Source organism: Pseudomonas sp. BN415 (genome assembly GCF_029871195.1).
In the GTDB taxonomy this organism is placed as follows: domain Bacteria; phylum Pseudomonadota; class Gammaproteobacteria; order Pseudomonadales; family Pseudomonadaceae; genus Metapseudomonas; species Metapseudomonas resinovorans.
Genome location: NZ_SSOK01000010.1, coordinates 156,092 through 182,634, shown reverse-complemented (window position 1 = coordinate 182,634; position 26,543 = coordinate 156,092). Strand labels below are relative to the sequence as shown.

The 26,543-nt window shown below is 53.6% G+C and carries 22 protein-coding genes; 12 read left to right on the top strand and 10 right to left on the bottom strand.

Annotation, left to right across the window (positions count from 1 at the left end; all coding sequences use genetic code 11):
* Positions 1 to 334 precede the first annotated feature (334 nt).
* From E8F20_RS02795 to E8F20_RS02750, 10 genes are all read left to right on the top strand, one after another.
* The gene (locus E8F20_RS02795; RefSeq protein WP_280282337.1) at positions 335 to 994 is read left to right on the top strand and encodes a hypothetical protein; all 660 of its coding nucleotides are present in this window, start codon (positions 335 to 337) and stop codon (positions 992 to 994) included.
* Positions 987 to 2,945, top strand: a complete 1,959-nt coding sequence (locus E8F20_RS02790; protein WP_280282336.1) for a DDE-type integrase/transposase/recombinase — start codon at positions 987 to 989, stop codon at positions 2,943 to 2,945. The genes E8F20_RS02795 and E8F20_RS02790 overlap by 8 nt, the downstream gene beginning before the upstream one ends.
* Complete coding sequence (locus tag E8F20_RS02785) at positions 2,926 to 3,876, top strand: TniB family NTP-binding protein (RefSeq protein WP_179060114.1); 951 nt, start codon at positions 2,926 to 2,928, stop codon at positions 3,874 to 3,876. The genes E8F20_RS02790 and E8F20_RS02785 overlap by 20 nt, the downstream gene beginning before the upstream one ends.
* Complete coding sequence (locus E8F20_RS02780; protein ID WP_280282335.1) at positions 3,873 to 6,191, top strand: hypothetical protein; 2,319 nt, start codon at positions 3,873 to 3,875, stop codon at positions 6,189 to 6,191. The genes E8F20_RS02785 and E8F20_RS02780 overlap by 4 nt, the downstream gene beginning before the upstream one ends.
* Positions 6,192 to 7,127: 936 nt before the next feature.
* A complete protein-coding gene (locus E8F20_RS02775) occupies positions 7,128 to 8,042 on the top strand; it encodes an AAA family ATPase (RefSeq protein WP_280282334.1) in 915 nt (304 codons plus the stop codon).
* A 68-nt stretch (positions 8,043 to 8,110) separates the two neighbouring features.
* Positions 8,111 to 8,512: a hypothetical protein gene (locus tag E8F20_RS02770; protein WP_280282333.1), complete on the top strand. Its 402-nt coding sequence runs from the start codon at positions 8,111 to 8,113 to the stop codon at positions 8,510 to 8,512.
* Complete coding sequence (locus E8F20_RS02765) at positions 8,509 to 9,012, top strand: HORMA domain containing protein (protein ID WP_280282332.1); 504 nt, start codon at positions 8,509 to 8,511, stop codon at positions 9,010 to 9,012. Before E8F20_RS02770 ends, E8F20_RS02765 begins: the two co-directional genes overlap by 4 nt.
* Positions 9,012 to 9,914 carry a CBASS oligonucleotide cyclase gene (locus tag E8F20_RS02760; protein WP_280282331.1) on the top strand — a complete coding sequence of 301 codons (903 nt, stop codon included), beginning with the start codon at positions 9,012 to 9,014 and terminating at the stop codon, positions 9,912 to 9,914. Before E8F20_RS02765 ends, E8F20_RS02760 begins: the two co-directional genes overlap by 1 nt.
* Positions 9,915 to 9,940: 26 nt before the next feature.
* Positions 9,941 to 10,681, top strand: coding sequence for a DUF6602 domain-containing protein (locus tag E8F20_RS02755; RefSeq protein WP_280282330.1), 741 nt, complete (start codon positions 9,941 to 9,943; stop codon positions 10,679 to 10,681).
* A 242-nt stretch (positions 10,682 to 10,923) separates the two neighbouring features.
* Complete coding sequence (locus E8F20_RS02750; RefSeq protein WP_280282329.1) at positions 10,924 to 11,940, top strand: hypothetical protein; 1,017 nt, start codon at positions 10,924 to 10,926, stop codon at positions 11,938 to 11,940.
* 876 nt (positions 11,941 to 12,816) lie between these two features.
* Here the strand turns inward: E8F20_RS02750 and folD are convergent.
* The 5 genes from folD to E8F20_RS02725 form a co-directional block, all read right to left on the bottom strand.
* Entirely contained in the window at positions 12,817 to 13,698 is an 882-nt protein-coding gene (gene folD / locus E8F20_RS02745; RefSeq protein WP_280282328.1) for a bifunctional methylenetetrahydrofolate dehydrogenase/methenyltetrahydrofolate cyclohydrolase FolD, read from the bottom strand.
* Positions 13,699 to 13,753: 55 nt separating this feature from the next.
* On the bottom strand, positions 13,754 to 15,013 hold the full coding sequence (locus tag E8F20_RS02740) for an aminomethyl transferase family protein (RefSeq protein WP_280282327.1): 1,260 nt from the start codon (positions 15,011 to 15,013) through the stop codon (positions 13,754 to 13,756).
* 49 nt (positions 15,014 to 15,062) lie between these two features.
* Positions 15,063 to 15,932: a formyltetrahydrofolate deformylase gene (gene purU, locus E8F20_RS02735; protein WP_280282326.1), complete on the bottom strand. Its 870-nt coding sequence runs from the start codon at positions 15,930 to 15,932 to the stop codon at positions 15,063 to 15,065.
* Positions 15,933 to 16,063: 131 nt separating this feature from the next.
* Positions 16,064 to 17,395 (bottom strand): MFS transporter, encoded by a 1,332-nt coding sequence (locus E8F20_RS02730; protein WP_280282325.1) that lies wholly within the window; start codon positions 17,393 to 17,395, stop codon positions 16,064 to 16,066.
* A gap of 32 nt (positions 17,396 to 17,427) precedes the next feature.
* Positions 17,428 to 18,699 carry an OprD family outer membrane porin gene (locus E8F20_RS02725; RefSeq protein WP_280282324.1) on the bottom strand — a complete coding sequence of 424 codons (1,272 nt, stop codon included), beginning with the start codon at positions 18,697 to 18,699 and terminating at the stop codon, positions 17,428 to 17,430.
* A 123-nt stretch (positions 18,700 to 18,822) separates the two neighbouring features.
* On the opposite strand from E8F20_RS02725, the gene E8F20_RS02720 reads away from it, so the two are divergent.
* The gene (locus E8F20_RS02720) at positions 18,823 to 19,764 is read left to right on the top strand and encodes a LysR family transcriptional regulator (RefSeq protein ID WP_280282323.1); all 942 of its coding nucleotides are present in this window, start codon (positions 18,823 to 18,825) and stop codon (positions 19,762 to 19,764) included.
* A 229-nt stretch (positions 19,765 to 19,993) separates the two neighbouring features.
* Here the strand turns inward: E8F20_RS02720 and E8F20_RS02715 are convergent, their stop codons facing one another.
* Positions 19,994 to 21,931, bottom strand: a complete 1,938-nt coding sequence (locus E8F20_RS02715) for a GGDEF domain-containing protein (RefSeq protein WP_280282322.1) — start codon at positions 21,929 to 21,931, stop codon at positions 19,994 to 19,996.
* A 371-nt stretch (positions 21,932 to 22,302) separates the two neighbouring features.
* On the opposite strand from E8F20_RS02715, the gene styE reads away from it, so the two are divergent.
* Positions 22,303 to 23,673, top strand: a complete 1,371-nt coding sequence (styE, locus tag E8F20_RS02710) for a styrene transporter StyE (protein ID WP_280282320.1) — start codon at positions 22,303 to 22,305, stop codon at positions 23,671 to 23,673.
* A 164-nt stretch (positions 23,674 to 23,837) separates the two neighbouring features.
* Here the strand turns inward: styE and E8F20_RS02705 are convergent, their stop codons facing one another.
* The 4 genes from E8F20_RS02705 to E8F20_RS02690 form a co-directional block, all read right to left on the bottom strand.
* Complete coding sequence (locus E8F20_RS02705; RefSeq protein WP_280282318.1) at positions 23,838 to 24,743, bottom strand: acetaldehyde dehydrogenase (acetylating); 906 nt, start codon at positions 24,741 to 24,743, stop codon at positions 23,838 to 23,840.
* Between the two features lie 75 nt (positions 24,744 to 24,818).
* Positions 24,819 to 25,265 (bottom strand): 2Fe-2S iron-sulfur cluster-binding protein, encoded by a 447-nt coding sequence (locus E8F20_RS02700; RefSeq protein WP_280282317.1) that lies wholly within the window; start codon positions 25,263 to 25,265, stop codon positions 24,819 to 24,821.
* Positions 25,255 to 25,686, bottom strand: coding sequence for a tautomerase family protein (locus E8F20_RS02695; protein WP_280282316.1), 432 nt, complete (start codon positions 25,684 to 25,686; stop codon positions 25,255 to 25,257). The genes E8F20_RS02700 and E8F20_RS02695 overlap by 11 nt, the downstream gene beginning before the upstream one ends.
* Positions 25,687 to 25,743: 57 nt before the next feature.
* Positions 25,744 to 26,499: an SDR family oxidoreductase gene (locus E8F20_RS02690; RefSeq protein ID WP_280282315.1), complete on the bottom strand. Its 756-nt coding sequence runs from the start codon at positions 26,497 to 26,499 to the stop codon at positions 25,744 to 25,746.
* Positions 26,500 to 26,543: the final 44 nt, after the last annotated feature.

Sequence of the window (26,543 nt, the reverse complement as noted above, 5' to 3'; positions counted from 1 at the left end):
GGTATGTCCCCCCGGTGCAAAGGATGTAATTCCGTACGTAAGGTTTTAGTACCGTTTGCTGTACACGGTGAGGTCGCCGACGCATGCGCAAACTTTTTACCCCGAGATAGAGCGGTTTCAAGCCCGTAGCAGGGGCTAGCGGGAGTATGAACAGGGGGGGATGCTAGTAGTACGCGGACATCGCTCCGCGGTCCGCAAAGCCGCTTCAGCGGTGATTCTCAGAAAAGGCGACAAATATCTGGGGCCTGCAGAGAGACCCCGCACATAAACCATCTGGATGGCGTAACTCTAGCCAAACACAACCGGTAGATTCGATTCGGAAGGGTGGGTCGCTATGATCTCAATACCGGATGAACTGAAAAGCACACTCTCTTTGTTGCCAGGTCCCAAACTCCGCCGGGGTAAGTACGGCAAGCACGTCACCTTTATTCCTTCACGCAAGAACGGTGGAAACGTCGCCTGTGAGTCGCTTCTCGAAGCCGCGTTTTGCTTGGAGCTTGAGCGCCTCCCGATTATTACCGCCTATCACTCGCAGCCATTTACTCTAGCACTGACCTCCAGCCGGCAACGCTACACACCAGATTTCGTAGCACGGCTTCGTGACAAACGCCTTATCGTTTATGAAATTAAAACTAACTCAGCGCTCAGCGACGCCCCAACGCGCGACCGGCTGAGCTACTTTCAGACCCTCTTTGCCCAATGTGGTTATCCATTGGAGTGCATTGGTGACAGCCAATTTTGGCACCCTGTCAGAACACCTAACTTGCACTTCCTCTATCACAAAAGTTTTGGATCTGATCGGAAATCGGCTTCCCACGTTTCCTCACTCCTTTACGGGTCGCCACACGGAAAATTGACTGTCCATGAACTCCTCGACAACCACGCACCTCCCGAAGACATTGCTTTTGCAGTGTTCTATGGGCTGGTCGTAGCCGACCTTCAGCGCCCTTTTGGCATCCAGACACAGCTTCAGTGCAGAGGCGACAATGCTTAGTGAGAGCGGAGGCGAAAGCAATAGCGACCGCACCAACAGCTTGGAACTCAACGTTGGCGAACGCTACCAGTACCGTATGCAGTTGTTTGAGATCATCGCCATTACCGGAAGACGCATTCAACTCAGAAGCGTCCAGCAACGGAGAAATATTTGCTTCCAAAGCTACGACACACTGGCTTTAGCACACCGGAGAGGATACTTCTTCAAAGTACAAGAAGCGCCCTTATTGGCAGAAGCCAACAAGATCATAGCCGGACTTACAGAAAAAATCAGAGCGCGACTAAATAGACGCTTGGCCTATGTCCGCGGAATTTTGGAAAAACTAACTGGATCTCTACCGAAAGCACGAACCCAAGAACTTGCCTTGGAAATCTGTGCTCAAATCGGTGATACACATCCCCCAAGTTACACCTGCATATACAATTGGATGACAGCCTACCTTCGCTCCGGAGAGAATCCAATAGCGCTGATATCATTGCGGGCGAAGAAAAAGACGTACAGGGTACAAAAACAGCCAGAAGAAATTCAAGACCTCATAAACTACAACATTGAATTACTGTACCACTCCGAGACGCCTTCAACTATCGGCGCAGTAGTTGAAGCGATAACATTCAGTATAGAGGACCTTAACAGTAAACGATCAAGCGCTGACCAGTTAAGGGTACCTAGCGAATCTACGCTTCGCCGAATAATACGTGAACTCGACAAGTACGAAACAGAGTTTTATCAACTTGGTCGTCGCACCGCAATTAAAAACCAAAGTTGGAGTAAGATAATTCGCAGACTGCGCCACTTACTGGAGCGCGTAGAGTGCGACACCCAGGTTCTGGATATTATTGTCGTCAATGCTTATGGGGAAGTCTTGGGAAGGCCTTATTTAACAGTTGCCCTTGACGTCCGTTCGCGCCGCATCATTGGCTGGGACATTTCCCTTAACCCCCCTAGTATCGAGAAAACGATACGCGCAATCAAAATGTCACTTTCTAGCGAGCACGAACGCAATGGCTTGGCTTTGCTCTATGTCACTGACAATGGTCCTGAGTTTGTTGCTAAAAAACTTCGTGATTGCCTGACCTTACTGGGGGCCGAAATCAGGTTCTGCGAACCGGGAGAGCCTAACCAGAAGCCATTCGTCGAGCGGTGGTTTAAGACACTTACGACTGGACTTATCCATCACATGAAGGGAACTACATTCTCTAATATTCAAGAAAGGGGCGAGTATGATTCGGAAGCAGAGGCCATCTTCACCTTGGAACAACTTCGCGCGACCTTCAAAGACTGGCTTGACTCTGTCTACCACAGTGACTTTCATCGTGGCCTGGGCACATCGCCTGATATATTTTGGGAAGCCCATACCGATCCCGCTTTCCCTGCAAAAAGATACTCTAACAAAGATTTAAAAATGCTTTTTCTTAGTAAAAAAGTCGCCACTCCGGTTAATGGCCGCATAGGTTTTGAGAATTTGCAATGGACTGGTCCTGCCGTAGCTTATCTCAGCACATTGAATAGCAAAAAAGACAAACTTACACTTTACTATGACACTAGTGAACTTGGAACCGCCTGGGTGTGCCACCCCGATGCCCCGGACGATATATATAGCATAGATGCTGTAGACCCTGACTACCAGACCGGTTTAACCATGCACATGCACCACTTGGTTATGGCCGAACTCAAAGAGAAGGAACGGACATTTGATTTTAGAGTAGCGAGAGACAATCGTGTACGAATCAATCTCAGGCTAGCTAACTCAAAAGGAAAGCGTGCCCGAAAGAAAAACGCACGTTCAGAAGAATACAATTCATCCAACTCTATCGCTCTCACCTCAGATAATGGATTGGCCAATAAATCAAAAAGCCACTCCAAAATCGATCCCCAGAAACACTTAACCAACAGCCAGGTTCCCGCTGTCGCTCAAGTCATGGAGGTGCACATTGACCATAGACATAGATGAGATAGATAGGAAAGTTGGATTATTTGAGAAGAAGGTTGTCTTCTATCCCAGCTTTCGAACAGCTTACGCGATCCTCGAAAAATCGGTGGAATGTACCCGGCGCCGAGGCACTCCTTCATCCGCCATCCTAATCGGCCCGTCAGGAAGCGGAAAATCAACTCTGCGCGAACTATTTTGCGAGCTATATTCAAAGTCTAAATTAGAAGTGGATCCCGACGGACTATATCAGACACTTCCGGCTCTCCAATGTGAGGTCCCGGCTGAAGCAACCATAAAGTCGTTCGCGAAAGAATTGCTGCTTGGTTTGAATTGTTCTGACCTTCGAGGAGACACCGTAGACTTGGAGTTTCGCATCCTTGAGCTCCTGAAAACCCGCCGAACAGCGTTCATTATTATTGATGAATTTCATTTACTAGCAAGACCAGAGACTATTAAAACAGCTAGCCATGTGACCGACTGGCTTCTCAGCCTGCTCAACAGATCCAAAATCCCCATAATAGTAGTGGGGAAGCCTAACTGTAAGGATGTAATTTACAGAAAGCCTGAACTTGCAAGACGTTACCCATTCGTCGCAGAACTCCAACATCTAAGCTTTGACGAAAATAAAAGCTCTGAATACATAATGACGCTACAGTGTTTGGATCAGGAACTTTACAGCATAGGAGATTTAAGAAAAGGAATCCACTTGACTGACCCAACTATTTCTACGCGCCTCTTTGTAGCAACACAAGGAAATCTTGAGTATTTGAGACTTATACTTTCAAATGCCTTTCAAATATGCCTAGAGCGTGGAGACCGAGCACTTTGCCTTTCTGACTTTATCGATACTTGCGCATTTCTTGATTTAGACCACAGCCTATCAAATGATGATAACCCTTTTGAAGTTAGCCTTACAAAATGTTATTCCATTATTCAAGACAATCTTAAATGAAAGATTTTGCCTTTATTCCACTTCCGTTGCCGGAGGAAAGCCCAACTAGCTTACTGAAGCGTGCGGCAATCAGAAACGGCTATCGCTCCATCGATGAATTTCTTTCATTCTATTTCCAAGATTTGCCTGTCCGAGGCAATTTACTTAGGCAAGACACTATCGTAACTGAACGCCTAACTTATCAAGCAGGAGAGTATGGCGAACTTTTAAAAACCGGCTTCTATAGAGCCACTCACAAGGTCCTAACAAACTCTAATCTACTAATAAATAATATCGAAGTTAAAAAGCGCCTGATCCGATTTAAGGGAGCCGCCATATGTAGCGAATGCTGCGAGGAAGGCTGGGAAAAAAACACAAAAGATTTTTCACTCGCTGAGAATTGCCCTTATCACTCGCGAAAATACCTATTCTCTTGTTCGAAATGCCAACGCAATTTCACATGGCGCAATCAAATAACAACCGAGTGCAAATGCGGCGAACAAATCAAATCACCTCAATGTTCCGAAGCGGAAGTTCGACCGGAAAAACAACTACTTCGATTGCTAAGAAGCAACTCCCAACACGCGTTTGATCTGTTTTCATCCACACTTCAGAGCCTTGGACTAGGAAGCAAAAATAGTAACCCGTTCATAAACAGAAGCATATTTTCCACCGCATTAGCCATAGCTCTGGAGGATATGGACATGATCATTCCTGGTCTTCAGAGGCTATTCAGTAATGAAAGCATCATTGACGAGCGCTTCCTCTCCACTAAGCTAAGCCACCTCACTCCGCCACATATAAAGTCATTCATATTAAACAAACCACCTAGCGCGAGACCAGCCAACCAACATGCTTCAGACCTAACATTCTCGTTAACCACACAACAACTTCTCGCCTATTTAGGTATAAACAACAAACAATGGAATACTATTCGTACTCACAAGCTATTCCCAAAAAAAGAAAAGCGATGCTGCACCTACAGCCAACAAGAAGCAGCAGCAATTAATCAGATTATTGAATTAATCGCCAAGCAGCGCGAATCTGATCGACTGAAGAAAGAAACAAGTATCATCAATCTATCCACCGCCGCTCAACATCTCAAAGTAGACCGACATGTGTTCAGAGAATTGGTAAAATCCGGTTTGCTTGGCAAGAAAATTAGGCAAATTGACGGTTTTTACGCGGTTTCAGCAACTGCCATTGAAAGCTTTAGCTGCAAATACGTCTGCATTCAAACAATTGCTAAAGAAGCATGCTGTTCTCTTAACACTGTTAGAAAAGCAATTAAACAACTCGCCACTCCCACAATTCCGCTGGCGCCCAACTCAAAATTCACCACTGTAATACCTAAAGAGTCCGCCCAACAAGTCATAACCGCAATCCAAGCCCTCCTCCCATCATATAAGCGCGGAGTTCGACATAAGCTTTCCGCTAAGCTCCAAGTCATAGAAAGCGACAAAACAACAAACCACTATAGTACGACTGAAGCCAGCAAATTACTTGATATTGACAGAACAATAATCAGACAACTAGTAAGAAATGGCATACTAAATGCTACTTATAGAACTAAGTTTTCGGAGTACCTGATACCCAAAGATGAAATAGAGAATTTCAATAAGAAATATATGAACGCATCCGAGGTATCTGAAACCCTGCTTCTGCCCCGCAAAAAGACCACAGATATTTTGGCTGCCCACGGGATCACGCCGGTAATTGCCAGATCAGCGGGCAGTTGCGACATAACACTATTTCACAGAAGCGACATACCCATAGAATTAATTAAAAAAACAGAAACCAATACCCAGATTCTCTACAAAGAGCACTCAAGCAACAGACTGATAAAGCTTTCCGAGGCAAGCTCCTTGACAGGAATCACAATTAAAAGCTTGTCTATGATTACGAAAGCCATCGTCCTACCCTTTCGCCCGTTGCACTATCAATCAATAAAAAAACTCTCCTCTATCGAATTTAAAATGGTGCTGGACTACTACAAAAGCACAACTCCAGTATCGGAAATACTGGATAAGTATGGAATACCTCCTCAATCTTTCACCCAGCTTTTTATTCTAAGCAAATATGTTAAGCCTATCAGAATAAATGGAAACTGGTATCTAGATGCTAAAGATAAAGAGAATGTTATTAAGGTCCTAGAAGAATTTTGCACATGCACTCAAGCGGATTTTATGCTGGGTGCCCCTCCAAGATACACAAGAAACCTGATCATAGGCGGAAGGATTCAGCCTGCAACTCCTCCCCGCGGGATTCCAATACATCCCACTCTAATAGAGAGAAATCTGGTAACACACTTTAAAGACAATATTATTAATGAATAAATCTGAAATAAGCGAAATAATTAATTAGAACATCAATACCGATCCCAAACGTACATATTCCACGCGCCATTTCTGGCTACCTCCCCCGTCGCGAACAACCGCTCGACACTATTGCGCTCTATCAGGGCCCGACACAATTATAAGCTTTGATCCCAATCCTCCTGGAAATCTCTGCTTAGTCGCCCCTGATTCAGCTCTAGCTGACAGCAAATTAGGCTCTTTCACTTTTCCTGACAGCTAAATTCAGCCTTGGCTGAAAACCTCCCTCCTAACTCATTGATTTTAATAGCTGTGATTTCACACGCATCTAACAACCTATGGGTCACGTAGTTTTTCAACAAGCACTGAAACTTTTTCACTGCGTGTTGAAATGGCGCACCGAGAAGGTGCGCAGCCGCTGCCTGGGGAGGGCAGCGGCGCAGGCCACCCCGAGGTGGTAGCAGCACGGGCAAGACCATTGAGTCCCAGGGACTCGGGCGTAGGAGTAATCAGAAACTATTGGGGATGGCGCACGGACGCGCCCGCTATCGAGAGATAGCCGGATAAGGAAGGGCGTGAAATACAAGACCCCTCAACCAACCGGTAGCACGGTTGGCGGGGGTCTTTACCGTGCTGGTGGTAGAAGCCTGCCAGTACGGGCCGCGACTGAGATTTGACGTCAATCGCTTTGGCATTTGGGCAAATGCGCCGGGTGATTATGGTCAAGGAACGGGCGGTGTCAACGGCTTCTCGGATGAGAGGTACGCGCCATGAGCGAAACCCCCACTCCACCGTCCGGCTTCAAGGCTGTGTTCTGCATGTCCTTCAAGCACTGGCGGAGCGGTAAAGAGGTGCGTCGTAAAGATGGACGCCCCTTCTGTTTCTTCGTGAAGCAATAGCCCGCTCAGGAGCGGCGCAAGCCGCTCCTGACTCATAGTCACCTGAAAGGACGAATGCATGACTAAGCCAAACTTCGAGAGCGACCAATTACCTAAAGGTATCCAGCGAATCTGGAGCCTGCCCGATTCCACGCTGGGCGCCCATTGGGACTCCATCGTGCTCGACGAAACGCACAAACGCCAACTGTTGTCCCAGGCCGTCGTGAATTTCACGGTCCGGTCCAAAGTGGCTCGAAGTGTTTTGCCCCTGCACGGCGTGATCCTGCTAGTCGGGCCTCCGGGCACAGGCAAGACCACGTTGGCGCGTAGTCTAGCTCACCGGGTCGCTGAGTCTTTTAACTCCAACAAGTTCCGATTGCTGGAGGTCGAGCCACACTCCCTGACCAGCTCGGCTATGGGCAAGACTCAGCGTGCAGTATCCGACTTGTTCGCCCAATCCATTGCCGAGTCGGCGGCCGCTGGTCCAACCATCATCCTGCTCGACGAAGTCGAAACCTTGGCAGCCGACCGCGCCAAGCTCAGCTTAGAAGCGAATCCGGTCGATGTTCACCGGGCGACCGATGCGGTTCTGGTGCAGTTGGACTTGCTGGCAGAGCAGTACCCAAATCTGCTGTTCGTAGCAACCAGTAACTTTCCCCAAGCCGTGGACAGCGCCTTCATGTCCAGGTGCGACCTCATCATGGAAATTCCATTGCCTGGCTCCGAGGCTTGTCGGCAGATTCTGAAAGACTGCCTGAATGGGTTGGCAAAGACCTTCCCAGACGTAGGCAAGCTCATCGAGTCTCCCGAGTTCAACGCCTGCGCCGCCGAGTGCGAAGGCCTTGACGGTCGCGCCATCCGTAAAGTGGTCGCCAACGCGCTGGCGGCAAGTCCTCAGATCGCTATCAATCCGAATGCTGTGTCAATTGGAGACCTACTGCAGGCCATCAAGTACGCCAAGGCACACCGCACTCAAGGAGAGAAGCGCAAATGAGCACCGTCGCCAGCCGTACGTTTCGGAGCTCCCCACATCGCGATGCTAACGCCTCATGGAGCGCCATCGTGGAACTGCTTATCCAGGGCAGGGACGGGGAGGCTCGCCAAGAGTTGCGAGCGGTCAGCGGGATCGCTGCCAGCTTGATAACCGACCAGGCGCCTCGGACCGCCCCCATCATTGTGACCTGCGACGGGCCGCGCACACGCATTTACTGCCTTTATGACGAGGACGCCATTGATGGTGGCGACGCGAATGAGGACACCCTGGGTTTCGACCCTCTGAAAGGCAACTGGGCCATATCACTCCCCTGCCAGAAGGACGATTTGGCATGGGTACAAACAGCGTTGAAGAAGCACAGCAGCCGAATCACTGCCCGAGATCTTTCCCTCGGCATTTCGACTGGCAGCGATACGGACGCCCGGGCGGAGTCGCTCACCTTGGATGTGGGAGGTTTCCTGAAATCATGAGCGCTGTTGCTACCTACTCGTACACCCATTCCGTTACTTATGTGGCTGACAATATCCTCAAGAGCCTGAAAGACATCATCCGGCTCAGCGGGCTTGATCCGTCAAATTTCGTCGAGGGTTGGTCCAGCAACCTGTTAGCTGTCAAAACTTGGCTGGATTCCGGAGACCTGGAGCGGGTTGTTCTCGAAATCTACAACCCGACGACTGACACGCTGATTACCCGTTGGGACATCGACATTGTCTACAGCTGGTCTTCCTCGGGCGATGGCAGTTTCTGGACCGACACGGAGCAGCTGCAGTACGCGATCCGCAAAGCCGGTCTTATGCCGTCCCAAGCCAAGTACCAACTGATGCTCCATACCAAACAGGGGCGTCCGGATGTTCCCGGCTGGAGCAAGGGGAGTTACCGGTCAACTGATGGCATGGTCAAGCAGAGTCTCGGAACGACGGTCGAACACAACGGTTTGGGAGGCCAAGCCGGCTACTGGAGGCAACGCTAATGTTGACCACTGATGAAGCTTTTCGAAAATTCAAATCTCGACTGGAACTGAACGATCGCGAGCAAAAGAACGCCTCCCAACGTCAGAACGAGGTGCGTGACTATCTGGGAACGAAATTCGGTATTGCGCGCAGCTTCCTGACGGGGTCCTACGCGCGCCACACGAAGACTAAACCGCTTAAGGACATTGATATCTTCTTTGTGCTGAAGGAGTCCGAGGAGCACTACCATGGCAAGGCCGCATCGGTAGTGCTGGACGATTTCCATGCTGCCCTAGCCGAGAAGTATGGCAAGGATTCGGTACGCAAGCAGGCTCGTTCGGTCAACGTGGACTTTGGGGTAGTTATCGACGCCGAGGACAACACCGACTACCGGGTTGTCAGCATCGACGCCGTGCCTGCCTTTGATACCGGTAGTGAATACGAAATTCCCGATTCCGCTTCTGGCAAGTGGATCAAGACAGACCCCGAGATACATGCCAGTAAAGCCGTCGCCGCACACCAAGCTTATGGCAGCGAGTGGAAAGGTTTGGTCCGGATGGTCAAGTACTGGAACAACAATCCCAAGCATGGCAGCGACAAGCCCGTGAAACCCTCGTTTCTGATTGAGGTCATGGCGCTGGAGTGCTTATACGGGGGATGGGGCGGTTCGTTTGACCGTGAGATCCAGGCATTTTTCTCGACGCTTGCCGACCGAATCCTTGATACATGGCCTGACCCGGCCGGACTTGGACCGGCCATCAGCAACGACATGGATGACGCGCGCAAGCGGCGTGCGCAAGAGCTTCTGCGCGCAGCGAGCAACGAGGCCTCCATTGCCATCGACCATGCGCGCCGTGGTCGCAACGGTGAGGCCTTGCGCGCCTGGCGCACCCTGTTCGGCCCCAAATTTCCGCTGTCGTAAACGCGCCAGAATCCTGGGAGAACCACATGGCCACGAAGAAAGAGCAAGCTGCCGATACCGCCTGGATGAAGGAGGCGTTTGTCGATGTCCAGGCCGAACTGGCCTTAAAAATCAAGCGAGCCACACAATCCATTGAGCATGCTGGCACTAAGGGTGCAGTTTACGAAGACCATTGGATAGAGGTATTCCGGGCATATTTACCAGACCGCTACGAAGTGGCTACGGGCTTTGTCATCGATAGCCTCGGTAATCGCAGCGAACAGATGGATGTCGTGGTTTTCGATCGGCATTTCACGCCCACGTTGCTTGACCAACAGAAGCACCGCTACATTCCCGCCGAAGCGGTCTATGCAGTGTTTGAATCTAAGCCCCACTTCGACAAGAGCTATCTTGAGTACGCTGGCAACAAGGCGGCCTCCGTACGCAAACTACATCGGACCTCGGTGGCCATAGCGCACGCCGGCGGCACCTACCAACCCAAGGCACTGTTCCCAATTCTGGCGGGGATAGTTGCGCCTAAATCCAGTTGGGTTGACGGTTTGGGCGAATCGTTCCAGAAACACCTGCCAACCAGCGAACTGGAAAGGCTCGATTGCGGATGCGCCTTGGATGACGGTGCATTTGACTTATTCGGGGGGGACTTGAAGACCGTGCCATCGGAAGGGGCCCTAATTTACTTTCTCTTTCGGCTGTTATCCAAACTGCAATCTCTTGGGACGGTACCGGCCATTGATTGGGCCGCCTATGCCACGGTAATAAATAGATAGAAATTTCAGCAATTCAGCGGCTGGCTTCTGCTATCTAGCAATTGACGCACTTTCTTGTTCGTGAGCGCGCCGCGCGAAGGCACAGATATTTTGCTTTGGGCTCCATCAGGTCGCAGTAGCTTTCGCCAATACAGAAACCGGGCCTGCTTGTCGCTAGCGGTAGGGAGATTAGCGACTTCGTGGCGACCATGCGATTGGTAGCCAACACCGAACCAACGCGGAGTGTCAAGTGAGGCGCCATTATGACTGCTATGGATTTCTTTGCGTTCGTAGGCTCAACGATAGCCGCCAGCGCGCTAAGCATTCTCGCGCTTTCCTACCTGTCGAAACGGCTGGTAGATCATCGATTGGCGAAGGACCTGAAAGACTACGATGCCGAGGTCGGCGAGCGCCTCGCTTTGCACAAGGCCGAGTTGGACCGAATTGTTAATGAGGCCAAGGCCGAGAGCGATGCCCGACTCAAGAAAGAGCTAGAGGTGTACCTCGGTGATCAGTCAGCCGAGCGGAACTATCGAGCCGAGGCACGGAAGCGGTTGTATCTCGCAGTGGGTCCACTGCGCTTCCAACTACTGCTAGCAGCAACTGAACTTGCCAATCGAGTCACGCGGATCAGCGATAGTGGTACACACTATGACATGTCTATCCACAGGTACTTTGGGCAAAGCACGGCGTACCGAATACTTCGAGTGCTTGCGATCAGCGAGCTTGTGGAACGACAGATTGCCTTCGCCGACTTCACCGTCGACCCTGCCATGAGGGCCCTGCTCAAGTTTAAACGCCAAGCATTCATGAGCTTATCTAGCGATCGAGTTTCCTTAGGACACCCTCAAGAAGACTGGACCCGCCAACAACAGCATGTGTTCTACGACGTACTGGGTACGATCGCATCAAGGTTGATTACGCACGACAGTCGAGGCGGACCAGACAGGATCCTGACACTCGATGAGTTCTCTGAGATGTTAGAGAAGCCAGATGAAGCCCGTCGACTGGAGCCCATCCCTCGCCTCATTGATGGTTTCTCGGTAACCGAAAGGCCGATACTTTGGCTGCGGCTACTTGCCTTGTCGCAGCTTTGCATGGGCCTGTTGGAAACCCAAGGTGCTGAAATGGGACTCGAGTTTGAGAAACTGGACGTTGACGCGCTGCTGAAAGGAATCAGTGATGATCACATCCGAGACAACTGCGCAGCGTACAGCACAGTCCTACAAGGCTTCCGTACCTCACTGACTTGGCAGCCACCGAATACACCAGTCGCCTGAAACGACCCGCCGATAGTAAAGCTCCTGGCCGAGACAAGCCCCGGCCAGGAATAGAAGTCACGCGCAAGCTAAGTGAAATACTGCTGCCTGGGTCCGGGCCAATCTGCAGCCGAAAAGAAACCGCCTAAATCGCGCTCAGTCATCCGCCTTACTGCTGAAGCTGCAATAAACTGAGCTCCGAGGGCCAACTCGATAATTCCACCAGATCGCTGCCGCGGGCAAAGTGCTCATGATCATTTTTCGAGCGTAGTTGCTTCACTCTTGGTCGACCGTGTCGTAGTCCTCGCGTTCGCAGGAGATCTTGCCGTTGAGTACGTCTCCGTTGGCGGCACACTGTGCCAACTTAACGCTGGGCCGGGCTGTCTGGCATCCCATAATGCGGAAAAGCTGAGCCCGAGCCCGGGATGGATATAGTAGGGAGCAAGCTCCGCAAGCGGGCACAACACAAAGGCATGACGAGAGATATCCGGATGAGGTAATACGAGACGCTCAAATCGGCCAACCAGGTCGCCATAGGTCAGTAGGTCTATATCAAGGCTTATCTGCTCAGTGCTCCTTCCACAGCTCGCCTCGATGTTCTTCAGCCAGTCCACCAAATCCTGCAACCCTAGCGTTGTCACGGCCGAAACCACCAGATTCAGGAATGGTGTCGTGGATGACGCCCCAACAGCAGCGCTTTCATAGATACCTGAGCACCTGATATCGCGCAGCCTCTGGGCCAATAACTGCAGCCCATCACTCAAGTTACGCTCGCGCTGGTGGTTGCTGCCTAGTCCAAGAAAAATGAGAGTGCCTGGCATTGCTAACGCTTCTTGCCGGTCAATTCGCGATCTGAAAGGAGCAGCCCGGCCATGGGCCGCTCCTCTGGCATTGCCATCACAGCACGCCCTGAGCTTCCACACGCCTCCGTGCTGCACTCAGCGTATTGGCCAGCAAGCAAGCTATGGTCATCGGCCCCACGCCACCGGGCACAGGCGTGATTGCCCCGGCACGCTCAACTGCGCTTTCGAAGTGAACGTCGCCCACCAGCCTGGTAGTTCCGTTCTCCTGCTTGATGCGGCTGATACCGACATCGATAACCGTAGCCCCGGGCTTTACCCAATCGCCGGGAATCATCTGGGGAACGCCGGTTGCCACGACCAGAATGTCGGCCTGCCGGCACCTTGCCTCAAGATCTACAGTCTTGCTGTGAGCGATGGTCACGGTGCAGCGTTCCTGCAGCAGCAGCCGTGCCATGGGCTTGCCAACGATATTGGATGCGCCAATCACCAGCGCATTCAGGCCAACTAAAGTGCGATGCACATTCCTCAGCAGGAACATCACACCCGTCGGCGTGCAGGGCACTAGGGCATCCAGCCCGGTTGCCAGGCGACCGGCATTGGTGATGGTGAAGCCATCGACATCCTTCGCCGGGTCAATGCGCTCGATGACCCGGGTGACATCGATGCCCGCGGGCAGGGGCAGCTGCACCAGGATGCCGTCAACGCGGTCATCAAGATTGAGGGTGTCGATCTGTGCGAGTAGACGCTCCTCCGTTGTGTCGGCGGGCATGCGGTACTCGAGCGAGTGCATACCTACCTCTTCCGTCTGCAGCACCTTGTTGCGTACATACACCTCGCTGGCGGGATCGGTCCCCACGAGGATGACTGCCAGGCCGGGCGCGCGGCCGTGTCGAGTAGCGAATGCGCTCACGTCCTGTGCAAGGCGTTCACGCAGTTGCCGGGCTTCGGCTTTTCCGTCGATCAGGAATGCGGACATTGTTTCTCCGGGTCTTACAGATGAAGCAGGCCCTGAGACCCAGGGCCTTGCCGACTCAGCTGCGGCGGTTGTCGGTTTTGTACGGTGCGGGCTGGACAGTGGCGCGGATGGGCAGTTGCGGCTCGCCCGGATTGCCCCAGATAACCGTGACTTCAGTACCTACTTCTGCCTGGGCGATGTCCAGGGTGCATAGCGAGAGCATCTCGCGGAAGAAGTAGCTGTAGCCACGAGAGGTGGAAACGCCGACCGCACGGCCGTTCACCAGCACCTTGTCGGCATACATGAAACCGCGCTGATCCCGGGGCATCTCCATGAAGGCGTAGTGCTCACCCTTCTGGAACAGGGATGCGAATACCTTGAGCACATCATCGGGATTCCACACCAGGGTGCGAATCACCCGGCGTGGGTTGGCCACTTCCTTTTCCAGTGCCTCGCGGCCGATGAAGTCGTGATCGAACTTGATGTTGCGCCCCCAACCGAGCTCCACAGGGCTGCGGTACCAGGCGCTGACATCATCAGCCTCGAAGCTGCCGGCAACGTTGAAGGTCGAGGCGAACGCCGGCAGAGACGCTTCGAATTCGGCGCGATACTCAGCCATGTCCTCGCTGAAGATCGCCGGCAGGTAGTCGGTCACGATAGTGGGGAAACAGGCTTCCAGGTGGTTGATGAAGGCAGCCCGACCACCCAGCTTGCGAATCCCGAACGCTTCGCCGGCTCGCACCACTGCCTCATACACCTCGGCAGCATGTTCGGCAGGTCCTTGCAGCTCCACACCAGGCTCCCCGGACATGCCCTGCCGCAGCGCGTAGACCTCATGCCCGGCAATCTTCACCACTTGCGAGTGCATGAACTTGATGTCCGCCAGGGCCACGCCCGTCAGCTTCTCGATCAACGCGGCAGCCTTGGGCCCAGCGACCTGGAATTTGAACCCTTCGACAACCTCCGAGCTGACGTTGTAATCGCCCTTGCGCAGGTGGAAGTCCATGAGGAAGCCGCCGCGACCGAAGAGCATGAAGTCATCCTCACCCCAGCGACTGAGGATGCCCTCATGGATCACCTTGCCATCGCTATTGCAGTGGGTGACATGCTTGGACTGCATGATGTCGAACTTGGCGAAGCTGTTGATCGAGGTATCGGCGAAGAGCTTCAACACGTCCGGTCCACGGTAACGCCGCTGCCAAAGGAACGACCAATCACCGATGTAGCAGTGGTCCTTCCAGGACATGCTCTCGTCGAGCCAGTCCGTGTACTCGGGCTGCCCCCAGCGGGACGTGAAATAGCCCTCTGGAGTCTTTCTGAAATTCTTGGGGAGCATGTCTTTACCTCGGTTACTTCAACGAATTGTTGTTATGCGTGGCCAGGCGTCAGCCTTCGAACACGATGGTTTTGCGCCCGTTCGGAATGACGCGGTCTTCCAAATAGGCGCGCACTGCCCTGGCCAGGACGCGTCGTTCGATGTCACGCCCCTTACGTACGAGATCTTCCGCGCTATCGCGGTGGGAAATGCGCTCGACGTCCTGCTCGATGATCGGGCCCTCGTCCAGGTCGGCGGTGACGAAGTGCGAGGTCGCGCCAATCAGTTTCACGCCACGCTCATGGGCCTGGTGATAGGGACGCGCGCCCTTGAATCCCGGCAGGAAGCTGTGATGGATGTTGATGCAGCGCCCATCCAGCTTGCGCGAGAGGTCATCTGAGAGGATCTGCATGTAGCGAGCGAGCACCACTAGGTCGGTCCTGGTGGACTCGATCAAGGCAAGCAGTTTCTCCTCCTGCTGGGACTTGTTTTCCCGGGTCACTGGCAGGTAGTGAAACGCTATGCCCTGCAGATCAACCGCGGCGTATCGCTCCTGGGGATGGTTGGCGACAACGGCCGATATCTCCATCGGCAGCTCGCCGATTCGGCTGCGGTAAAGCAGGTCGCGTAGGCAATGGTCATAGCCGGACACGAGCAGCATCACGCGCTTGCGCTGGTCCTGCGGACGCAGCGACCACTCCATGCCGTACCGATGGGCGACATCGGCGAATCCAGCCTTGATGTCCTCGAGTACCAGTTGCGTCGCGCTGTCTATCGCGTCGAACACCACCCGCATGAAGAACTGCTGAGTATCCAGATCATCGAATTGCTGCGCATCGAGGATGTTGCATCCCTGCTCAAAGAGGTAGCTGGAAACATCCTTCACGATTCCGGCGGTATTGCGGCACGACAACAGCAGAATGAATTTGGGGTTGGACACGGCGGTCTCCAATCATCGTTTTTATTGAAGTGAGCTTCAGCGCCGTGGCGCTGAAGTGCGGGCCACTATAAAAACGTGACAAAATGAAAGCCACGAATGGCATCGATTAATCGCATGAACAATATGCATAACTATGAAGTGACCGACTCAGCGTCCCCTCTCATCTGCGGAGAGCGCAGCGCACGCAGCAGAATCGCCGCCAGCAGCACAGGCAGGGCCAACACGAGGAAGTACTGTTCGCGGCTCCATCCCATGTCGATCAGGACGCCCGCCAGGTAGGGGCCAAACACTGCCCCCAAGCGCCCTACTCCCATGGCGATACCCGTGCCACTACCGCGCAGGGTTGCCGGGAATGCCACCGGTACCACCACGTAGAGAGTGGTGACCGCCGAGTAGAGGAAGAAGCCGAGAGTCACAGCGACCACCACCAACAGAGTCAGGTGGTAACCCATGTTGCTGAACAGCAGCATCATGGCGAACAGGGCGACCATGGTGATGGCAGTGAGTCGATGAGCCCCGACTTTCGCCGCTAGCAGGCCGAAGCTCATGCAGCCGAGCATGCCGCCGAAGCTGAGCAGCATTGCACCGGAGATCCCCCCTGAAACGCTCAACCCCGCGTCGGTGAGGATCTTCGGTGTCCAGCTGGAAACGAAGTAGAACGTCATCATGATGCAGAAGTACATGATGCAACTGGCAACGAACGGTCCCTTCAGCGACGCGCTCAGTAAGTCCTTGAGGCGACCATCAGTGATGTTCGGATCACGTGCAGCAGGCAGTGCTGACAGTTCCTGCAGACCAAGGCGCGGCAGTATTCGATTTACCCGGTCCAGCGCGCGGGAAGGACGTTTCTCGATGAGAAAGTCCAGAGACTCAGGGAACAGCCACCAGGCGAAAGGCATCAGGACGATAGCCGCCACACCGCCAAACACGAAGGGCGCCTGCCAACCGTAATGGTTGATCAGTAGCACCGACACCAGGCCACCCAGGGTCGCCCCGAGCGGAACGCCTACCGACATCCCTGCATTGCACAGACTGCGACGACGATCATTGGCGTATTCAGTTATCACGATGTTGATGGTTGCCAACATGGCACCGACACCAATTCCGGTGAACAGCCGGGCGGCAAACATCTCGCTGAAATTGCGCGTGGCAGCCGACATCAGCATCGACATTGCCAGGAGCATGAGACATCCCAATGCGATAGGGCGCCGGCCGATCCGATCGCCCAGGGGCGCCAGGAAGAACGCGCCAATCGCGGTTCCAATCATCCCGGCACTGAACAGCGCGCCTAGCATCGATCCGTTCAGCCCCCAACTCGCTGATAGCGTGGGAGCGACGAAGGCCATGACCAGAACGTCGAAACCGTCGAGAGCCGCCAGGACGACGCAGAAGATGACAAGGCTGATCCTGAATCCGTTCATGTGACCATGCTTGACATGGTCACGTGGGTCTTTGACCGACATATTCGTTACCTTTGTAGTTGTTGTTGGAGGGCTCACCAAAGCTTCCAGCTGTAATCGATGTTCAGCCGGAGGTGGTTCTCATCACGCATCGAAGCGGCATCCGCAAAATCATTGCGGTACATGGAATACCTCGCCCTCAGGTACAGGCCGGCAAGCTGTCCGGACTGGACGACGTAGGAGAGCTCAGCGTGCTTCTCGCTTTCTGTGAGCCCATTGCCGCCGAGGCGCTCGGGCAAGTTGATGTCATGGCCACGCATGTAGCGCAGGGTGGTCTTCAGGCCGGGAATGCCGGATGCGGCGAAGTCGTAGACATACTTGGCCTGCCAGGCCTTCTCGTTGGCGCCGACGAAATCGGAGCTCATCAGGAACTCGCTCAGCACAAGAATCTCGGTGCCTGAGAGATAAGGCATGGCGGTGTCGCCAGTGGCGTGCTGATAGCCGAGGTTGAACAGGTGGGCGCCGGTCTGGTAGCTGAAAGTCGCCGTCATGTTCTTGTAGTCGACCTCTCCCGCCCGGGCGCTGCCATCTTCGGTGCCATAAAATCCACGCAAGTCGGCGGTGAATGTGTCGTTGCCGATGGGCCAACTGCGTTTGAAGTCCAGGTACTCCATGCGATAGAGATCCTTGACGTCGCCGTGATAGGCCCGTGCCAGATAACGGTTCTGCGGGTGATATTCGGCTGCCAGGAAGGTGGCCTGGTTGCTCTGCGCACCACCGTTAAAACGCTGGTTTGGCGCCGCCAGGGATAGCGGCTCGAAATCAGTGGAGTTGCGCTTGGTGGTCTGATCAAACCAGGTACCTCGCAGTGTCAGGTCGTCGAACTCGTTCGAGACCACCGATGCACCCCGGAAGGTCTGTGGGAACAACCTCGATTGGCTGGCATAGACGAAGGGGATGAACACGTCATCCAGACTTCCTGCCTTCAGTTCGGTGCGGGAGTACTTGGCCTTCGCCGTCAATCCGAGCTTGGAGTACTCATCAGCGGCACGACGGTCACTGGTCGATACCGGTAGCAAGTCGGTACCGGTCCTGGAAGGTGAGGAGTCGAGCTTGAAACCGGCCATACCCAACGCGTCCAGGCCCAGTCCCTGGTCACCGTGGGTGAGTCCCGACTTGAATCTGAGAATGAATCCCTGCGCCCACTCCTCAGCCTTGTCTGGATCCCGGGAGCCTTGGTAGTCACGTTCGAGGTAATAGTTTCGGGCAGTCAATGTGGCCTGGCTGTCATCGATCAGGCCGGCGGCGAGGAGGCTTTGGCTGCACAGAGCTGATAGCGCGAATGCGCTGCACGTTTTGGGGTTCATAGGATGACTCTTGTTCTTGTTATCTACTGCGGGAATCGGCGCCGCCGATTCCCATGCGGTGTTTCAAGAATCGATCCTATTGAAATATCCTACTGCACCATAATCACGACAGCGATCACCTCTATGCACAGCATTCATAATGAAAAGAAGCTCGACCTAAATCTGCTGACTGTTTTCGATGCCCTGCTTCGCGAAGGTAGTGTCACTCGGGCCGCCGATAGCCTGGATCTCTCGCAGAGTGCGGTCAGTCATGCGCTCAAGCGATTGCGGGACTTCTTTAGCGATCCGTTGTTCGTGAAAGTCGGCGACGGCATGAAGCCGACGCCCAAAGCCGAACAGCTGGCTGTGTCGATCCTCGGGATCATCAGCACAGTGCAAGACTCGCTGCTCACCCAGACACGCTTCGATCCGAGCACAGCAGTCCGCACGTTCAAGTTCTGCATGACCGATATGGGCGAACTGGTGTTTCTGCCCAGGATGATCCAGGAGTTCAAACGCAGGGCCCCCCACTGCACCATCCAGACCCTGCAAGTCCGCCCCGAAGACATTGCGGCCACCTTGGAGTCAGGCGAGGCCGACCTGGCGATGGGCTCGCAGCTCGCGGTCAACGATGAGTTGTTTCAGCAGAATCTGTTCGTCCATAAGTTCGTGACGATTGTCAGCAGAGAGAACAGCCAGGTCGGGGACTCGATCAGCCTTGAGCAGTTCACGCGCATGAAGCACATCGTGATCAATCTGGGCGGCAAGACCACTCACTACGATAGGGCGTTGGACGAACACGGAATCAAGCGTGACGTGTTCCTGTTGACCCCCCACTATCTGGTCATTCCCATGCTGATCAGAAATGATCCGGAGCTGATTGCGACTGTACCTGGAGAGATCGGCCGCATCTTCGATGATTACGGTTGGGTTCGACGGTTGAAACCACCGGTGGATCTGGCGCCATTCCCCATCTGCCAGTACTGGCACCCGCGCTTTCATCACGACGAAGCGAATCGCTGGCTCAGGCAATTGATGAAGGAAATCTACGATGATTTCCTCCCGGAGTCTGGAAATGCCTGGTGAGTGAACTGCCGGACGGACTCAACCGACGGAGGCCAACCTGCTAGCAAAATAATAACGTGCCGCCTCAGGCCAGCCAGGCATGAGCCAGGTTCACCGGTCAAAGCGGGAATAGTCCCAAAGAGTTACTGAGTGGACACTGATTAAAGACGGATTAGCCGATTCTGTTGACGCCTAGGACTGAATCGCGCAGTGCTTCGTACAAGAGACGTCTAGCCTGACGTGGAGGTACTTACTTATTTCTCTGCCAAACTGATGCAAGCAACCAATCGTTAAACTCTTCAATAGGCATCGGCGCACTTACAAAGTAGCCTTGAATTACATCACACCCTAGCATCGTCAAGTAGTCTTTTTCCGCCTCATTTTCCACCCCTTCCGCGACCACCTCCAAGTTCAAGTGATGAGCCATTTCAATCGTAGATCCGACAATAGCTGCGACCTCAGGCTCATCCAACATACCCCTTACAAAAGACTGATCAATCTTAATTTCATCAACCGGAAGATTCCTCAGGTAACTCAAGCTAGAATAACCAACCCCAAAATCATCAATAGAAAAACCAACTCCCATAGATTTAATTTTATTAATAGCCTCGAGCGCCACCAGAGGGTCTTTCATCATCCCACTTTCAGTCACTTCAAACTTAATCCAACCCCCCTCCCCTCCCCATGTAGCCATCAGGCCCTCTATTTTCCCGACCAAATGTGGATCATATAGATCCTGAGCGGACAAATTAACGGAAAGCGGAAGGTCTATACCTGCTTCGTGCCAAGCGAAACGCTGTCTAAATGCAGTTTCAAGCACCCAATGTGTAAGCGGAGTGATTAAACCAGAAAACTCCGCAAGCGGAACAAATTCACTAGGGGGAACCATTTCCCCCTCTTGGCACCGCCACCGAACAAGAGCTTCTGCTCCGCAAAGCGTCGAGTTTTTCAGCCTAAGCTTCGGTTGACAATAAAGTAACAACTGCCCTTTATTAATAGAATCTCTGAGCTTCGCGGTCAGTCCTAGTCGGCGACTGCATCCTTCATCAAGTCTGCTCGAAAAAACTGCGTAATCTCGCCCAGTGCGTCTAGCTTCACTCATAGCAGAGCGAGCGCGCCTGATCAGCAACTCTGGCTCCGAACCATGCCCAGGATATACTGCGATACCTATAGAAAAACTAGCATACTGTTCATGCGCCGGAATTCCGCCTTGATCCTTAAACAAGGAAACCACTCGCTGAGATTGCCGAGTAGCAACTTCCAAGTCCGCAGAAGGCAAAAGAATAGCAAACTCCGCATCCCCCACCTTAAATACGTCCCCAGACGATCCGAAAGACTCACACAAATGCCGCGCCGCTGCGACAAGCACCTTATCACCCTGCTGAAACCCGAACGTTTCATTGACCTCATTAAGCTGAATAACCTTTATAATTAGCAAAGCAAAAGATTGATACCTCCCCTTGAGACCATCAATTAGTGTCCGTACCGTTTTAAACAATAGTTGCCGATTGGGTAGCTCTGTCAGAGGGTCGTAGAATGCCATGCGCTGAATTATCTCTTCAGCTTCACGTCTGCGAGCCCTCTCGCGGATATGCTCTACACCATAAGCAAGGTCCTCCGCCAATTCCCCCAGCAGAGCAACCTCGGAATCGTTGAACGCATCAGGCTCAGTAGCAGCGATGCTCAAGGCCCCGATCACTGCTGAATCAACACGAATGGGAAAAGAAGTGAGCGAGCCATATCCAAGCCGAATCGCATCCTCCCTCCACGCCCTATGGTCAGGATCGCTCAACAGATTGCGACCAATGCAAGGTGTACCAGTCAGCACAGCAATCGCTGTGGCCCCTCCTTGCTCAGGGAAAGCCCATGACAACCGTAGCGATTCAAAGAACGCTACTTCGTTTTTCTCGTGTGGGAGACCAAGAGAGTAAGCCTGGTTCACGAGCGGCTGGCCTTCGTCATTGCTGGCGTACCAGACACTGGCGTAGCGATATCCGCCTTGCGTTACCACTACGTCACACATTCCTTTCAGAAGCTGCAGCTCATCACTAGAGCGCAAAAGCATACGGTTACCAGCGCTGAGGGTCCTCAGAACGCGATAGAGGCGCTCCAATTCAGTCAGCTTATCGCCCGTTATCTTCAGAGCGGAGCGCTTCACCGCATGTCGGTGTTTCGATGTCTGCGTCATCGCCTTCGCCCGGAGTGGTAGCTCTGTAAGCGTAGTCCCAAGGCTGGATTTATCTGGCCGTCGTACTCGATCTCTACTCGTGGCCGTCATCGCTCGGGCGATTCATCACCGCCTGCACCAGACCCCGGTCCAGGCGATGCGGTTATGGTCCTTGCGCGTCGGCTGCCAGCGCCCCCAACAGGCGCACAGGCACCACGTAGGTTCTCGCCCGGAGTCGCAAATTCTCCCCGGGTGCCATCACCCACTAGACTGGGAAGGGTATCTACCAACTATGTAGAGTAATCAGCGGCAGGGTACGTACCTTGGCCATTCCGCCATTTACCGGTGGTGCTCGCCGAATAGAACGATAACGATCAAGCGAGAACAATCTTATGAACGCCAAGGCAGCTCTTCGTTTTGCACAATGCCTGCCAATGATCGCCATATGCCATACAGCAAATGCAACTGATGTGATGCGCCTTGAGGGCTTCGGACCCATTTCCCGATCCATGGGAGGGACAGCCATGGCGTTTGATATCGGAACAGCAGGCATGATGAGCAACCCAGCCACTCTCTCCTTGGGCGAGGCAGGCAGCCGATTGAGCATTGGCGTCGACCTGCTCCAGCCGGATATCAGCACTCGCAATCTCGATACTGGTGAAACTGCGGAAAGCAAAAATAAGTCAAAGAATCGTGGTCCTTATTATGCGCCGCAGATTGCATACACCTATCGTGGAGACCGTTGGGCGCTTGGTATCGGTACCTTTGCTCAAGGGGGGGTCGGCACCGAGTATGGCAATGATAGTTTCCTGTCAGACGATGGAAATAGTCAGCCCACAGGGCTAGATAGTAGTAGTCGACTGCTTGTCCTCAATATTCCATTAGCTTTCAGCTTCGATGTAACCGACGAGTTGACTGTAGGCGCCAGTCTGGATGCCATGTGGATGGGCATGAACTTGAACATAATGTTTGCGAGGAACCAAGTTGGCGCCCTCATCGGAGACGGTCGCGTTAGCGGTACATTACTTCCAGTTTTAGGTGCATTGCCAGCGCTTGATGGTGCTCATATTAGCTTCAGCCGAGCTGAACCCATCGCCAGCGGTGCCGACGCGTGGGGATACGGTGGGCGTATTGGCCTACTGTGGAGAGCTACCACCTCCACTAATGTCGGACTTGCTTATAACTTCGCCAGCGAAATGGGCGACTTGAAAGGTGACGCGACGGTCACTGCGGTCGATAGTGTCGTAGGGAAAATTTCCCTCCCCGGAAAGATCAAGATTAGAGACTTTCAGATTCCTGCATCATTGAGCCTTGGAGTCGCACACGAAGTGAACGACAGGTGGTTAATCGCCGTCGACGTTTCTCGCGCGTTCTGGAAAGACGTAATGAAAGACATTAACGTCACCTTCAACAGCGATAGTGGTGGCGACCTAAACCTAAAGTTTCCGCAGAACTATCATAACCAGACCATTGTTGCCCTGGGGACAAGCTACCGAATCGACAACTGGACTCTACGATTAGGGTATAGGCATGCAACAGAAGCTGCCCCTAGCAACCTACTGTTTGCAAGCTTACCGGTAACTCCTACCAGACATGCATCGGCAGGTATTTCGTATGACCTGGGATACGGCTCCATTGACCTCGCGTACTCTCATGCATTCACAGAAACTACTACCAATCGTTCCCTACCCAATGCCCCAGTGCCGATTCGTAATAGCCACGCCCAAGATAATTTAGTTCTTTCGTATACCCATCGCTTCTGAAGCATACGGTTGTTCGGCTTCTTGTTGTAGCGCCAAAAACCGATAGTTCGCTGAAGCACATCGTGATCAATCTGGGCGGCAAGACCACTCACGACGATGGAGCGCTGGACGAACACTGAATCAAGCGTGACGGGCGAATGCACCAAGCCTCGGAAGAATTTCGGCTATGTGGGCAGAACGTCAAAGTCGGAGGACACACGGCCAATCGACTTGATTCTGTCCACGAGTGCCTCTGCAGAATGGACTGCCGAGCTCGCCATGATCTCTTCGTGTGCGAAACCGACGGGCAAAGCACTCTCACCCTCACTGCTTGAAATACCAAAAGTAATCAGGTTTCCGTCGAAATATGGGCCACTGATCAGACTGTACCCCGGCACATACCGCCGCACCTTTCCGATCATGCGCTGTACCGAGTCAACAATATCGTCTCGCCTCGGTTCGCTTTCGACGATGCAGCTGATGACAGCGCTAGATCCCAGATTGGGTTTGACTATCGCGTGCACCTTCCCGTGTTTGGCACCGCCCACACGAATCAAGGCCCCGATGGTTGCTTGAGCAAGTGCTTCCGTGTTTTCGCATGTCATGGATGCCGGGGCGACGTTTATGACGACCTCCGCGTAATCCACATCCTGTACCTGGGAGATCGCACTGACGATGGGAACAGCTGCCTGGCCGGTGGCCGTGGCCAATTGAAGGTGCTGCACTCCGTTCGCGATCAACTTCGGGAGATTCAATGCTGGAACGCAATGTACTCCATCGCCGGTAGACGCCAGACCAACCGTGATCACCCCCAAGGCATTGAGGCTACGGGAGGCCTCATCCTGCCCAACACCTTGGGCAGCGTTGAATGCGATCTGCACACCATCTTCGACGACATGAGGCAGAAAACCGCGCACGCCTTGATGGGTGACCTTGAGCCCCAAGCCTTTAGCTTCGGTGAGGTACTGGGATTGAGGATCCACCCCCACCAACCAGACGGGCTCCAGCAGGGGGCTGCGCCGCAGTCTGTAGATCAGATCCATTCCAATGCTGCTAAAACCGATCACCGCGCACTTCACTTTCTCATTCATGATCCAAGTCCCACTTGAGTAGCTACCTGGCCAATTGCTTGGCTATAGCATTGGTGCCGGCAAGCCTGCGAAGGGTCAGAAGTTGGCAGGGAATCGATTAAGTCGTTCGACCTGCTTCGCGCGCTCAACGTCGTTTGTGATCACTTCGTTTGTGATCCCCCTAGGCTCACCCGCACTCCGTGCTCCCGTGACAGTTGGAAAAGTGGTCTCTCGTTCACGCGCGCGGACCACTGCTTTTCTGATTTTCCCCAATACGGTGAGGCGTAGATCGCTCTCCGCCACGATGCAACACGCCAGGGCAACTCCGTCGAGCTGTTCCGCAGCGCTGACATGTTGTCGGCTCATCTGTCGGGTATGGTAGTGGCCTTGAAGGACCCGCACTTTGCACACACCACAACCACCGCCACGACAGCCTGCGGGAATTCCCTTGCGGCCCAGGCGCGTCATTCCGCAGAGAACGCTTTCCCGATCGGTGCAGGAAAAGCGGTCTCCCGTATCCACGATCAAGACTTCATGCCCCATGAGCAAGCTCCCCGGCCGCGCGAATGGCTAATTCGTCAGCTCTCAACAGACTTGCCGGAACACCTGCAATCGACCAATCCTCGGGGGCAATACGTTGGCATCGACCCCGCACGACATCCCGTCGTACCGCCAGGTGTTTGACCAACAGCTCAGTGAAGCCTTCCGCCAACTGATGGCGCTGCTCGACAGGGCGGCCATCGAGAACGAAGAAGTCAAAGAATGGTGCGTGCATACCAGTTGCCGCGCATAGAGACCCGGCCACGGCAAAATGGCGCGAGTCGTGCCATGTGATGAATGCACGTACACGCTCGACGGGAGACTGCAGAACCTTGGCGTAGAGCTGAGAGGCTTCAACGAGCAAGAGCTCGCATTGTTCGCCGGTAATTTCGCCGGCTAGCAGATGGAAATTCACGATGGGCATGACTTTTCTCCTTGTTGTTATCTATGCCAGGCGGCGCAACCGATGTGGAAAAGGAAACTAGGGCAGTCCTCGTCGGCGACCTGAGTCAAGCATCAAGGCAGAGCCCGACATTGCAGTGGCTTCTGGAGCCAGCAGCATGCTGATAGCCCAGGCCACCTGCTCGGGCGTGGTCAAAGCGCCAAGGGACGATTCCGCGCGTATTTCCTCCAGCACAGCATCAACGCTCACGCCTCGCTGGGCCGCACGGTCTGCCGCGACGCGATACAGCCGCTCTGTATTCGCTGGTCCTGGGGCAACCAGATGGGAGGTAATGCCGCGCGGGCCATAAGCCAGGCTGAGTTGCCGGTTGAGATTGGCAAGGGCTGCATTGGCGACGCCTGCCGCCGCCGCATAGGCACTGGGCTCGAAGCCATAGTGCCCACCAATGGCGACCAGGCGTGAACCTGGTTGCAGAAAGTCGTCCACTGCTCGCACCAGGCGCAACATGCCACCAACCTTGATGTTAACGGCGGAGTTCAACGCGCTTATGGAGGCATCCAGCACTCCGCCGGCAACTGCCACGCCAGGGCCATGGACGATCATGCGGACGGGGCGGTTCAGGGTAGTTCGAATGAATTCGATTGCAGTGTCGTCTCCGATATCAGCTTCACAAGGTCTGACCTGTGGATATCGATCCGCTAGCGAATTGAGGCTTTCGCTGCTGCGAGCCACGGCGATGATATCGAGGCCACTGGCACATAGCCTTGAGACGATGGCTTGTCCGAAAGCACCTGTGGCGCCGACGATTACCGCGACTTCATTGGTCGAATTCATGAGCACTCCGCTACTCGAGAAAACGCCGAGCAGATACTTCTGCT

Excerpts from the sequence above, each read along its gene's own strand:
- styE (WP_280282320.1), top strand. The coding sequence starts at position 22,303 with ATGAACGCCAAGGCAGCTCTTCGTTTTGCACAATGCCTGCCAATGATC.
- E8F20_RS02750 (WP_280282329.1), top strand. The coding sequence starts at position 10,924 with ATGACTGCTATGGATTTCTTTGCGTTCGTAGGCTCAACGATAGCCGCC.
- E8F20_RS02695 (WP_280282316.1), bottom strand. The coding sequence starts at position 25,686 with ATGCCCATCGTGAATTTCCATCTGCTAGCCGGCGAAATTACCGGCGAA.
- E8F20_RS02715 (WP_280282322.1), bottom strand. The coding sequence starts at position 21,931 with ATGACGCAGACATCGAAACACCGACATGCGGTGAAGCGCTCCGCTCTG.
- E8F20_RS02765 (WP_280282332.1), top strand. The coding sequence starts at position 8,509 with ATGAGCGCTGTTGCTACCTACTCGTACACCCATTCCGTTACTTATGTG.
- folD (WP_280282328.1), bottom strand. The coding sequence starts at position 13,698 with ATGTCCGCATTCCTGATCGACGGAAAAGCCGAAGCCCGGCAACTGCGT.
- E8F20_RS02755 (WP_280282330.1), top strand. The coding sequence starts at position 9,941 with ATGGCCACGAAGAAAGAGCAAGCTGCCGATACCGCCTGGATGAAGGAG.
- E8F20_RS02730 (WP_280282325.1), bottom strand. The coding sequence starts at position 17,395 with ATGTCGGTCAAAGACCCACGTGACCATGTCAAGCATGGTCACATGAAC.
- E8F20_RS02705 (WP_280282318.1), bottom strand. The coding sequence starts at position 24,743 with ATGAATGAGAAAGTGAAGTGCGCGGTGATCGGTTTTAGCAGCATTGGA.
- E8F20_RS02790 (WP_280282336.1), top strand. The coding sequence starts at position 987 with ATGCTTAGTGAGAGCGGAGGCGAAAGCAATAGCGACCGCACCAACAGC.
- E8F20_RS02795 (WP_280282337.1), top strand. The coding sequence starts at position 335 with ATGATCTCAATACCGGATGAACTGAAAAGCACACTCTCTTTGTTGCCA.
- E8F20_RS02690 (WP_280282315.1), bottom strand. The coding sequence starts at position 26,499 with ATGAATTCGACCAATGAAGTCGCGGTAATCGTCGGCGCCACAGGTGCT.
- E8F20_RS02760 (WP_280282331.1), top strand. The coding sequence starts at position 9,012 with ATGTTGACCACTGATGAAGCTTTTCGAAAATTCAAATCTCGACTGGAA.
- E8F20_RS02725 (WP_280282324.1), bottom strand. The coding sequence starts at position 18,699 with ATGAACCCCAAAACGTGCAGCGCATTCGCGCTATCAGCTCTGTGCAGC.
- E8F20_RS02775 (WP_280282334.1), top strand. The coding sequence starts at position 7,128 with ATGACTAAGCCAAACTTCGAGAGCGACCAATTACCTAAAGGTATCCAG.
- E8F20_RS02740 (WP_280282327.1), bottom strand. The coding sequence starts at position 15,013 with ATGCTCCCCAAGAATTTCAGAAAGACTCCAGAGGGCTATTTCACGTCC.
- E8F20_RS02700 (WP_280282317.1), bottom strand. The coding sequence starts at position 25,265 with ATGGGGCATGAAGTCTTGATCGTGGATACGGGAGACCGCTTTTCCTGC.
- E8F20_RS02780 (WP_280282335.1), top strand. The coding sequence starts at position 3,873 with ATGAAAGATTTTGCCTTTATTCCACTTCCGTTGCCGGAGGAAAGCCCA.
- E8F20_RS02720 (WP_280282323.1), top strand. The coding sequence starts at position 18,823 with ATGCACAGCATTCATAATGAAAAGAAGCTCGACCTAAATCTGCTGACT.